The sequence below is a fragment of the Streptomyces sp. NPDC041068 genome (assembly GCF_040647455.1).
Classification (GTDB): domain Bacteria; phylum Actinomycetota; class Actinomycetes; order Streptomycetales; family Streptomycetaceae; genus Streptomyces.
In genome coordinates, this window is the sequence record NZ_JBEZCG010000038.1 from 15,255 (window position 1) to 27,812 (window position 12,558).

3 protein-coding genes are annotated in these 12,558 nt (G+C 71.4%); all 3 read left to right on the top strand.

Going from position 1 to position 12,558, the window contains the following annotated elements; all coding sequences use genetic code 11:
* Window positions 1–75: 75 nt before the first annotated feature.
* Window positions 76–5,907: a type I polyketide synthase gene (locus tag AB0B50_RS43845; RefSeq protein ID WP_362343466.1), complete on the top strand. Its 5,832-nt coding sequence runs from the start codon at window positions 76–78 to the stop codon at window positions 5,905–5,907.
* 47 nt (window positions 5,908–5,954) lie between these two features.
* Window positions 5,955–10,967, top strand: coding sequence for a type I polyketide synthase (locus AB0B50_RS43850; protein ID WP_362343469.1), 5,013 nt, complete (start codon window positions 5,955–5,957; stop codon window positions 10,965–10,967).
* 54 nt (window positions 10,968–11,021) lie between these two features.
* Window positions 11,022–12,558, top strand: a 1,537-nt coding sequence (locus AB0B50_RS43855; protein WP_362343471.1) for a beta-ketoacyl synthase N-terminal-like domain-containing protein, incomplete at its 3' end; no start/stop codon positions are given.

Sequence of the window (12,558 nt, forward strand, 5' to 3'; positions counted from 1 at the left end):
CACAGCAGGCACAGCGACATCAGGCGACGGCAGTCGGCGATGGCCCCGAAGCAGTAAAGGTCCCGAAGGTCTCACATGGCGAACGAAGAAAAGCTCCGCGACTATCTGAAGTGGGTCACGACCGATCTGCACAAGGTCCGTCAGCAGCTGAAGGATCGGGAGGCGGTGGATCGGGAACCGATCGCGATCGTCTCCGTGAGCTGCCGTTTCCCCGGCGGTGCCGATTCTCCGGAGGCGCTGTGGCAGCTCGTCTCCAGCGGCACCGACGCCGTTTCGGGATTTCCCGAGGGGCGTGGCTGGGACATCGACAGCCTTTACGACCCGGACCGTGAGTCGGGCCGCAAGGACACCAGCTACGCGAATGAGGGCGGCTTCCTCTACGACGCGGGCGATTTCGACCCGGCGTTCTTCGGGATCTCGCCTCGTGAGGCGCTGGCGATGGACCCGCAGCAGCGGCTGCTCCTGGAGACGGCCTGGGAAGCCGTCGAACGCGCAGGCATCGACCCGGCCTCGCTCAAGGGGTCGCCCACGGGCGTCTTCGTCGGAGGCACGCCCTCCGGCTACGGGGCCTCCGGACCGGTGCCGGAGGACGTGGCCGGGTACATGCTCACCGGCAGCTCCGGCGCGGTGCTGTCGGGCCGTATCTCGTACTTCCTCGGCCTGGAAGGCCCGGCGGTCACCGTCGACACGGCGTGCTCCTCGTCGCTGGTGGCCCTGCACCAGGCGGCGCACGCGCTGCGCCGAAAGGAGTGCTCCCTGGCACTGGCGGGTGGCGTCTCGGTGATGTCCACTCCGGTGGCGTTCGTGGAGTTCAGCCGCCAGCGCGGCCTTGCCGCCGACGGTCGGTGCAAGTCCTTCGCCGAGGCCGCCGACGGCACGGGTTGGGGCGAGGGCGCCGGCTTCCTGATGCTGGAGCGGTTGTCGGACGCCCGGCGCAACGGGCATCCGGTGCTGGCCGTGATCCGGGGCAGCGCCGTGAACCAGGACGGTGCGAGCAACGGCCTGACCGCGCCCAACGGCCCCTCGCAGCAGCGCGTCATCCGCGCCGCCCTCGCCGACGCGCACCTTGCCGCGGCCGAGGTCGACATGGTCGAGGCCCACGGCACCGGCACCACCCTGGGGGACCCGATCGAGGCCGATGCGCTGTTGGCCACGTACGGGCAGGGGCGGCCGGAGGAACGTCCGTTGTGGCTGGGCTCGTTGAAGTCCAACATCGGCCACACCGCGGCCGCCGCCGGTGTCGCGGGCGTCATCAAGGTGGTGCTCGCGATGCGGCACGGGGTGATGCCGAGCACGCTGCACGTGGACGAGCCCTCCACCAAGATCGACTGGTCCGCCGGTGCGATCGAGTTGCTGACCCGGCAGCGGCCCTGGCCGGAGACCGGCGAGCCGCGCCGGGCCGGAGTCTCCTCGTTCGGCGTCAGCGGCACCAACGCGCACGTCATCCTCGAACAGGCCCCGGCGGACGAGGAGTCGGAACCGACGCCCCAGGAGCAGGAGCCGGACGCGAACCCGGAGCCCGGCTCGGACGCCGCCGCGCAGGCCGTCGCTCTCCCTGTGCTGCCCTGGGTGGTGTCCGGCCGTGGCCGTGCCGCGCTGCGCGCGCAGGCCGAACGGCTGGTGAACCGACTCACGGAAAGCCCGGAACCGTCCCCGCTGGACCTGGCCTACTCGCTCACCGCCACACGGGCGGCGCTGGAGCACCGCGCCGTCGTCATCGGCACGGACGACCATGAAGGCGATGCCGAGCAACTGCTCGCAGGCGTACGGGCGCTGGCGCGGGGTGAGTCGGCGCCGGGATTGGTGGAGGGCCCTGCCGAGGGTGTGACCTCCGGGCGTACGGCGGTGGTGTTCTCGGGTCAGGGTAGTCAGCGGGTGGGTATGGGGCGTGAGTTGTATGCCTCGTATCCGGTGTTCGCAGCTGCCTTTGATGAGGCGTGTGCGGTGTTGGATCGTGAGCTGGCCGGGCATGTGGGGCGGTCGGTCCGTGAAGTCGTCTTTGGTGAAGGCGCCGACAGCACGGGTCTGTTGGATCGGACGGTGTTCACGCAGGCGGGGCTGTTCGCCGTGGAGGTGGCGTTGTTCCGTCTGGTGGAGTCGTTCGGTGTGCGGCCGGACTTTGTGGCGGGGCATTCGATCGGTGAGATTGCGGCTGCGCATGTGGCGGGTGTGTTCTCGCTTGAGGATGCGGCCCGTCTGGTGGCCGCGCGTGGTCGTCTGATGGAGGCGCTGCCTGCTGGTGGTGCGATGGTGGCGGTGCAGGCTTCGGAGGAGGAAGTGCGGCCGCTGCTGGCCGAGTTCGAGGGCCGGGTGGGCATTGCCGCGATCAACGGGCCGACGTCGGTGGTGGTGTCCGGTGATGAGGATGCCGTGTTGGCGGTGGCGGACCGGTTGCGCGGGTTGGGGCGGAAGACGAAGCGGCTGGTGGTCTCGCACGCGTTCCACTCGCCGTGCATGGAACCGATGCTGGCCGGGTTTCGGGCGGTCGCGGAGACGATGACCTTCGCCGCCCCGGAGATTCCGGTGGTGTCGAACCTGACGGGTTCGATCGCGTCGGCGGGGGAGTTGGGGTCGGCGGAGTACTGGGTGCGGCACGTGCGTGAGGCGGTGCGTTTCGCCGATGGTGTGGCGTCGCTGACCGCGCAGGGTGTGTCGGTGTTCGTGGAGCTGGGCCCGGACGGTGTGTTGAGCGCGATGGGTGCGGAGACGGCGCCGGAGTCGGCGTTCGCCCCGGTCCTGCGCAGCGGCCGTCCGGAAGCGGAGACGCTGGTCGCCGGTCTGGCGCGTGCCTGGGTGCACGGCGCCGGTGTGGACTGGACGGCAATGTTCGAGGGCACGGGCGCCGAGCGGGTCGAGTTGCCGACGTATGCCTTCCAGCGCCAGCGCTACTGGCTGGAGGCGCCTGCCGCTCTCGTCGGCGCCACCGCCGCCACCGGTCTCGGGCTCGGCTCCGCCGAGCACCCGCTGCTGGGTGCGGCCGTGGAGCTGCCGGAGTCCGAGGGTGTCGTCTTCACCGGTCGGCTGTCGCTGCGTACGCACGCCTGGTTGGCGGATCACGCGGTGGCGGGCGCTGTCCTGCTCCCGGGCACTGCCTTCGTGGAGCTGGCGATCCGTGCCGGTGACGAGGTCGGTTGCGACACGGTGGAGGAACTGACGCTTCAGGCACCGCTGGTGCTGCCCGAGGAGGGCGGCGTGCAGCTGCGGTTGACCGTCGCCGCACCCGACGACTCCGGCCGCCGCACCGTCAGCGTCCACTCGCGGCGGGAGGACACCTCCGTCGACGAGGTGTGGACCTGCCATGCGACGGGCGTGCTGACGGCGGAGGTGGCTCGGACCGCTGCCCTGGATTCCGTCGTCGGTGATCTCGCGGTCTGGCCTCCGGTTGATGCGGTGGCTGTGCCGGTTGATGGTTTGTACGAGGGTTTCGTGGCAGCGGGTTATGGCTACGGGCCGGTGTTCCAGGGGCTGCGGGCGGCGTGGCGGCGTGGGGACGAGGTCTTCGCGGAGGTCGCGTTGCCGGAGGAGCAGCACGAGGAGGCGGGCCGGTTCGGGTTGCACCCGGCGCTGCTCGACTCCGCCCTGCACGCTGTGGGCCTGGAAGTCATCAACGGCGCGGACGGTGTGACGGCACGGCTTCCCTTCGCCTGGCGCGGTGTGTCGCTCCAGGCGGCGGGCGCGTCCGCGCTGCGCGTCCGGGTGTCTCCCACGGACGGCGCCGACGGCGTTTCCGTGGTGCTGGCCGACGGGACGGGGCAGGCCGTGGCCATGGTCGACACCCTCGTCATGCGGCCCGTCGACACGACCCAGCTGGGCGCCGCCACGCGGCAAGGCGCAGCGCACGACACGCTGTTCCGGGTCGCCTGGAGCGAGTGCCCCGCCGCTACTGCGGACGCCGACCGGGCGGTCCGCATCGCGGAAGAAGCCCCATGGGCGCTCCTCGGCGACGACCGGCTCGGACTCACGGCGTCGTCGGCCGCCGCGCCGACGGCTGTGAAGCCCTACGAGGACCTGGCCGCGCTGGAGGACAGCCTCACCCAGGACGGTCCCCTTCCGCAGCTGGTCCTGACCGGCTGCGTGGCCGGGGCCGGGGCCGGGGTCGACGCCGAGTACGGAGCCGGGGTCGAGGGGAGTGCGGGAGAGCTTCCTGGAGTCACGGCGACTGCCGCGCGCAGAACGCTGCGTGAGGTCCTTCCCTTGGTGCGGTCCTGGCTGGAGACGGACCGCTTCACCGGGCTGCCGCTTGTCCTCGTGACGCGTGGCGCGGTGTCGACGGGGCCCGACGAGGACGTACCCGACTTGGCGACGGCTCCGGTCTGGGGACTGCTGCGGTCCGCACAGACCGAGCATCCGGGCCGGTTCGTGCTGGTCGACACCGACGACAGCGAGGAGTCGCGCGCGGCCCTGCCGGCGGCCCTGGCCTGGGCGCTGGCGCAGGACGAAGGCCAACTCGCGCTGCGCGCGGGCGCGGTATGGGTGCCGCGGGTGGAGGCGGTCACCGCCTCGACCCCCGCCACCACCGAGCCCGGCCTCGACCCGGCGACGGCTGATGGCCCCGCGGGGGCGTTCGGTGCCGACACGGGCACGGTGCTGATCACGGGCGCCACGGGGACGTTGGGCGGCCTGGTCGCGCGGCACTTGGTCGCCGAGCACGGAGTGCGGCACCTGCTGCTGGTGAGTCGTCGTGGCGAGCAGGCCGATGGTGCGGGCGAGTTGGTGGCAGAGTTGGCCGAACTGGGTGCTTCGGCGCGGGCGGTGGCGTGTGACGTGGCGGACCGTGAGGCGTTGGCCGCGCTGCTGGCGGACATCCCCGCCGAGCACCCGCTGACCGCCGTGGTGCACGCGGCCGGCGTCCTCGACGACGGGTTGATCACGGCGCTCACCCCCGACGGCCTGGACCGGGTGCTGCTGCCCAAGCTCGACGCGGCCGTGCACCTGGACGAGTTGACGCGTGACCTCGGCCTGTCCTCCTTCGTCCTCTTCTCTTCCGCCGCTGCCACCTTCGGCAGCGGCGGCCAGGCCAACTACGCCGCGGCCAATGCCTTCCTGGACGCGCTGGCGCACCGCCGCAGGGCGCTCGGCCTGCCCGCCGTCTCACTCGGCTGGGGCTTCTGGGAGGAGGCCAGCGGCATGACCGGCGACCTGGCGCGCGCCGACGTCCGGCGCATGGCACGCGGCGGCATGACCCCGCTGCCCACGGCCAAGGCGCTGGCGTTGCTGGACACGGCGCAGCGTCTGGGCGAACCGCTCCTGCTGCCCATGCAGTTGGACAGTGCCGCACTGCGCCGTTCGACCGCCGACGGCTCCGGCACAGTCCCGGTGATGTTGCGCGGACTGGTCCGCACCGGGGCCCGGCGCACGGCGGCCGCCGCGGCGCCCGCCGGTGAAATCACCCTGGCGCAGCGCCTGGCGGGGCTATCGGAGGAGGAGCGGGAGCGGACCCTGCTGGACCTCGTTCGCGCGCACACCGCTGCCGTACTGGGCCACGGCACCGCAGTCGGTGTCGAACCCGGGCGCGGATTCCAGGAAATCGGATTCGACTCCTTGACCGCGGTCGAATTCCGTAATCGAATGAATACGGCCACCGGACTTCGACTTCCGGCCACGCTCATCTTCGACTACCCCACGCCCGCGGCCGTCGCGAAACACCTTCACGAGGAGGTGCGCGTCGACGGATCCGCGGTCGAGACCACGGTGTCCGAAGAGTTCGAGCGGCTGGAGAAGACGCTCACCGCGCTCGCCGCCCACGATGGCAAGCGGGTCGAAATCATGGTGCGTATGAAGGAGTTCCTCGCGAAGCTGGGCGACGCCGACGGAACGGCCACCGATGCGCACGGCGACAGCGACCTCGACGAGGCCAGCGATGACGAACTGTTCAGCGCCCTCGAGAACGAGCTGAGGAAGAACTGACGGAATGAACAACGAAGACCGCCGTTTTCGTGGGGGACTGAGCTCGCATGTCTAACGAAGAGAAGCTTCGGTCGTATCTGAAGCTGGCAACGACCGACCTCCGGCAGACGCGTCGCCGACTGGAGGAGCTGGAGGCCAAGGACTCGGAGCCGATCGCGATCGTCGCGATGAGCTGCCGCTATCCGGGCGGCGTGGCGTCCCCCGAGGACCTGTGGGACCTCGTCGCCTCGGGCACCGACGCGGTGTCCCCGTTCCCGACGGACCGTGGCTGGGACGAGGACCTGTACGACCCGGACCCGGAGCGGCAGGGGAAGAGCTATGTGCGTGAGGGCGGATTCCTGCACTCCGCCGCCGAGTTCGACCCCGGCTTCTTCGGCATGTCACCCCGCGAGGCGCTGGCGACCGACCCGCAGCAGCGGCTGCTCCTGGAGACCTCCTGGGAAGCCATCGAGCGGGCCGGGATCGACCCCACGTCCCTGCGGGGCAGCCGGACAGGTGTCTTCGCCGGTGTGATGTACAACGACTACGCCTCTCGGATGCACGTCGCGCCCGACGGCTTTGAGGGCCACATAGGCAACGGCAGTGCCGCGAGCGTCGCTTCCGGCCGGGTTTCCTACACCCTCGGTCTGGAGGGCCCGGCGGTCACCGTCGACACCGCGTGCTCGTCGTCGCTGGTGACCCTGCATCTGGCGGTCCAGGCGCTGCGCAACGGCGAGTGCTCGCTGGCCCTGTCCGGCGGCGTCACGGTGATGTCCACCCCCACCGTCTTCGTGGAGTTCAGCCGCATGCGCGGCCTTGCCGCCGACGGCCGCAGCAAGGCGTTCTCGGATGCCGCGGACGGCGCCGCGTGGGCCGAGGGCGCGGGGATGCTGCTGCTTGAGCGGCTGTCCGACGCGCGCCGCAACGGACACCCCGTACTCGCGATCGTCCGTGGTTCCGCCCTCAACCAGGACGGTGCCAGCAGTGGCCTGACGGCGCCGAACGGTCCGTCGCAGCAGCGGGTGATTCGCGCGGCGTTGGCGAATGCGGGTGTTTCTGCCGCTGAGGTGGATGTGGTGGAGGCGCACGGTACGGGTACGACGCTGGGTGACCCGATCGAGGCGCAGGCGCTGCTGTCCACCTATGGCCAGGAGCGGTCGGAGGACCGTCCGCTGTGGCTGGGCTCTCTGAAGTCGAACGTCGGTCATACGCAGGCTGCGGCCGGTGTGGGCGGCGTGATGAAGATGGTGCTGGCGATGCGGCACGGTGTGTTGCCGCGGACGCTGCATGTCGATGAGCCGTCGTCGAAGGTGGATTGGTCGGCGGGTGCGGTGGAGTTGCTGACGGAGTCGCGTGAGTGGGCGGAGGTCGAGGGGCGTCCGCGTCGTGCGGGTGTGTCGTCCTTCGGTGTGAGTGGGACCAACGCGCACGTGATTCTGGAGCAGGCGCCGGAGCCGGAGCTGGTGGAGGCGGCTGAGCCTGCCGAGGTGACCGCTCCGGTGGAGCCGGCGGCGGTGCCGTGGGTGCTGTCCGGTCGTGATGGCGCGGCGTTGCGTGGTCAGGCCGCGCGGTTGCTCTCCCATCTCCAGGCCGACCCGGCCCTGTCCCCGGTGGATGTGGGTTGGTCGTTGGCGGCGGGGCGTGCGGAGTTCGAGGACCGTGCGGTGCTGGTCGCCGCCGATCGGACCGGTCTGGTGTCCGGGCTCGCCGCGCTGGCGCGAGGTGAAGAGGCGCCCGGTGTGATTGCGGGCGTGTCCGAGGGCGTGGGCGATCGGGTGGTGTTTGTGTTCCCGGGTCAGGGTGCGCAGTGGGCGGGCATGGGCGTGGAACTCCTGGACGCTTCCCCGGTGTTCGCCGAGCGGCTCGGTGAGTGTGCGGCGGCTCTGTCGGAGTTTGTGGATTGGTCGTTGGTGGACGTGCTGCGCGGCACGGAGGGTGCTCCGTCGCTGGATCGCGTAGACGTGGTCCAGCCCGTCTCGTGGGCGGTGATGGTCTCCCTGGCGGAGGTGTGGCGTTCGCTGGGTGTGGAGCCGTCGGCGGTGGTGGGGCATTCGCAGGGGGAGATCGCTGCCGCGTGTGTGGCGGGTGGTCTGTCGTTGCGTGATGGTGCGCGGGTGGTGGCGTTGCGCTCGCAGGCGATCGCGGAGCATCTTGCGGGTCGTGGCGGGATGATGTCGGTGGCGTTGCCGCTGGCCGAGGTGGAGTCCCGGCTGGAGGGCTGGGTCGGCCGTCTGGAGATCGCGGCGGTCAACGGCCCGTCCTCCACGGTGGTGGCCGGTGAGCCGGACGCCCTGGACGAACTCCTCGCCGCCTGCGAAGCCGAGGGTGTCCGCGCTCGCAAGGTGCCGGTGGACTACGCCTCGCACACCTCCCACGTGGAGCTGATCGAGGCCGAACTGGCCCGTGTCCTGGCGGACATCAGCCCTCAGCCCGCTCGGGTGCCGTTCTATTCGGCGGTGACCGGACAGCCCGTGGAGACCACCGGGCTGGACGCGGGCTACTGGTACCGCAACCTGCGTCGGACGGTGCGTTTCGAGGAGTCGATCGGCGCGCTGTCCGGTGCGGGCTTTGGCGCGTTCGTCGAGGTGAGCGCGCATCCGGTGTTGACGATGAGCGTGCAGGAGACGCTGGAGAACCGTGGCGCGGAGCAGGCCGTGGCGGTGGGTTCGCTGCGGCGCGATGAGGGCGGCCTGGACCGCTTCCTGACCTCGGTCGCCGAGGCATGGACGCACGGCGTACGTGTCGACTGGACGCAGGTGTTCGCCGGAACCGGCGCGACCCGCGTGGAGTTGCCCACGTACGCCTTCCAACGCCGGCGCTACTGGCTGGAGAACCCGGCCGCGGAGATGGCCCCCTCCCTGCCCGCCGATCGCGTCGACGCCGAGTTCTGGGACGCGGTCGAGCGAGCGGACCTGGACACGCTCGCCGCGACGCTCGACCTGCCGGGCGGAGAGCCGCTGGGCGAGGTCGTTCCGGCACTCGCGGCCTGGCGGCGGCAGCGCCAGGAGCATGTGCGGCTCGACGGTTGGCAGTACCGCATCGGATGGCAGCCGCTGAGCCTCGACTCCTCGGCGGTGCTCTCGGGCACCTGGCTGCTCCTGGTTCCCGAGGGGCATACGGACAAGGACACGGACACGGACTCGGCCGCGTTCGCCGCCGACGCGCTGTCCGCTCGCGGGGCCCGGGTGGTCACCGTCGAGCTGGACGGCAGCCACGCCGACCGGGAGCAGTGGGGCCGGGCCCTGGCTTCGGCGGTCGAGGACGGCTCGCCGGTCGACGGCGTGGTCTCGCTGCTGGCGATCGCCACCGCCGAGAGTGGCGCTGTCGCCGCCTCCGGCACCGCACCCGGGGCGTTCGGCGTTCCGGCCGGTATCGCCACGACCCTGGCCTCGGTGCAGGCGCTCGGTGACGCCGGAGTCGACGCGCCGCTGTGGTGTGTGACGCGCGGCGCGGTCGCCGTCGACGGCGGAGAGGCAGTGGCCGACCCCGTCCAGAGCGAGGTCTGGGGCCTGGGCCGGGTGGTGGCGTTGGAGCACCCCGAGCGCTGGGGCGGCCTGATCGACCTCCCCGAGACGCTCGACGCCCGCGCGTCCGAGCGCTTCGCCGCCGTGCTGGCGTCGGAGGGCGCCGAGGACCAGGTGGCGGTGCGTGCCACCGGCGTCTTCGGCCGTCGGCTTGCGCGTAGCGGCGGTGTGGCCGACCGTGCCGCCGACGACGCGGCATGGCAGCCGGGCGGCTCCGGCTCCGTGCTCGTGACCGGAGGCACGGGTGCCCTGGGCGGCCACGTCGCCCGCTGGCTGGCCCGGAACGGCGCCGCGCACCTGATCCTCACCAGCCGTCGTGGCCCGGACGCCCCGGGCGCGGCCGAACTGGCGGCCGAACTCCGGGAGCTCGGTGCCGAGGTCACGGTCGCGGCATGCGATGTCGCCGACCGGGACGCCGTGGCCGATCTGCTCGGCTCCGTCCCCGCCGAACACCCGCTGACCGCCGTGGTGCACACCGCCGGCGTGCTCGACGACGGGGTGATCGACGGGCTGACGCCGGAGCGGTTCGCACGTGTACGGGGTCCCAAGGTGGACGCCGCCGTGCACCTGGACGAGCTGACCCGTGAGTCGGACCTCTCCGCGTTCGTCGTCTTCTCCTCCATGTCCGGCACGGTCGGCGCGGCCGGACAGGGCAACTACGCCGCCGCCAACGCCTTCCTCGACGCGCTGGTGAACCGCCGCCGCGCCCTGGGCCTGCCGGGTACCTCCATCGCCTGGGGGACCTGGGCGGGCGGTGGACTCGCCGAGGGGGAGACGCGGGAGAAGTGGACGCACCGCAGCGGACTCGACGCGATGGACCCGCGGGACGCCGTCGCCGTCATGGGCCGGATCCTCGGGCGCGGGGACGAGTTCGCCGTGGTGGCGGACGTGAGCTGGGACCGCTTCGCCCCGTCCTTCGCCGCCGTGCGCCCCTCGCCGCTGCTGCACGGGATCCCGGAGGCCCGCAGGGCCTTGGAGGCCGCCGCGGCCTCCGCCACCGTCGGTGGGGAGCCGGGCGCGGGCTCGGCCGCGGGGCTGCGGGAGCGGCTGACGGGACTTCCCGCCGCCGAACGCAAGCGCGTCGTACGGGAGTTGATCCTGACGCACGCCGCCGCGGTTCTCGGACACGCCGATACCGCGACGATCGCGGGGGGACGCCCCTTCAAGGACCTGGGCTTCGATTCGCTGACCGCGGTGGAGCTGCGCAATCGGGTCAAGGCCGCGACCGGCCTGCCCCTGCCACCCACGTTGATCTTCGACTTCCCCACGCCCGCGGACCTGGCGGAGACCGTCCTGACCCGTCTCCTGCCGGAGAGCGAGAGCGCGGACGACGCCGGAACGCCGTACGAGACGCGGGTACGCGAGGCCCTGGCGTCGATTCCGCTGGCGAGAATCCGTGACGCCGGGTTGATGGACGTTCTTCTTCAACTCGCCGATTTCCAGGAAGAGAACCAGGCGGAAGAAGAGAACGACCACGAGCCGGTCGACGAGGAGTCGATCGACTCGATGGATGCCGAGAGCCTGCTCCGCATGGCATTCGACAGCACCGATTCCTGAAAGCGCCCGAGAACCACTGAGCGCCGAGCGCCAGAAATGTGGAGTTAGTTCGCGATGAGTAGCACGTCTCCGGAGAAGATCCTCGACGCCCTGCGCGTCTCCCTGAAAGAAACTGAACGGCTGCGCAAGGAGAATCGGAAGCTCGCGGCCGCCTCGCGGGAGCCGATCGCGATCGTGGGAATGGGCTGCCGCTTTCCCGGAGGCGTGCGGACGCCCGAGCATCTGTGGGAACTGCTGGCCAACGGCACCGACGCGGTATCGGAATTCCCCGGGGACCGCGGCTGGGGCGAGGACATCTACGACCCGGATCCCGAGCGGCAGGGCAAGAGTTACGTCCGCGAGGGGTCCTTCATCGACGGGGTCGCCGATTTCGACCCGGCGTTCTTCGGCATCTCGCCGCGTGAGGCGCTGGCGATGGACCCGCAGCACCGGCTGCTCCTGGAGACGAGCTGGGAGGCCTTCGAGCGGGCCGGGATCGACCCTTCGTCGCTGAAGGGCAGCCGTACCGGCGTCTTCGCCGGTACGAACGGCCACGACTACGGCGCGCTGCTGCGGAAGACCCCCGAAGGGCTTGAGGGCTACCTGGGCACCGGCCGCTCCGGCGCGGTGCTGTCAGGTCGTATCTCGTACTTCCTCGGTCTGGAGGGACCGGCCGTCACGGTGGACACCGCGTGTTCGGCGTCGCTGGTCACCCTGCACCTGGCGGCGCAGGCGCTGCGGGGCGGCGAGTGCTCGCTCGCCCTGGCCGGCGGTGTCACGGTGATGACCACTCCCGGTCTCTTCGTGGAGTTCAGCAGGCAGCGGGTGCTGTCGCCCGACAGCCGCTGCAAGGCGTTCGCCGACGCGGCCAACGGCACCGGCTGGGCCGAGGGCGCGGGAATGGTGCTGCTGGAGCGCTTGTCCGACGCACGCCGCAACGGCCATCCGGTGCTGGCGGTGATCCGGGGCAGCGCGGTGAACCAGGACGGTGCAAGCAACGGCCTGACCGCGCCGAACGGTCCCTCGCAACAGCGGGTGATCCGCGCGGCGTTGGCCAATGCGCGGCTGACGTCGGCGGACGTGGACGCGGTGGAGGCGCACGGCACGGGTACGACGCTGGGTGACCCGATCGAGGCGCAGGCGCTGCTGTCCACCTATGGTCAGGGGCGGTCGGAGGGCCGTCCGCTGTGGCTGGGCTCGCTGAAGTCCAACATCGGCCACACCCAGGCCGCCGCCGGCATCGCCGGTGTGATGAAGATGGCGCTCGCCATGCGGCACGGGGTGCTGCCCCGGACCCTGCATGTGGATCAGCCGTCGTCGAAGGTGGACTGGTCGGAGGGCTCGGTGGAGCTGCTGACCGAGGAACGGGCCTGGCCGGAGACCGGCCGTCCGCGCCGGGCGGGGGTGTCGTCCTTCGGCGTCAGCGGCACCAACGCGCACGTGATCCTGGAGCAGGCTCCCGAAGAGGATCCCGAGGCCGAGACGCACGAGCCGACCGAGCCCGTGACCCGGCCTGTGGTGGTGCCGTGGGTGTTGTCGGGTCGTGGTGTGGAGGCTTTGGGGGGTCAGGCGGGGCGGTTGCTCTCTTGTGTGGAGGGTGCTGCGGGGTTGT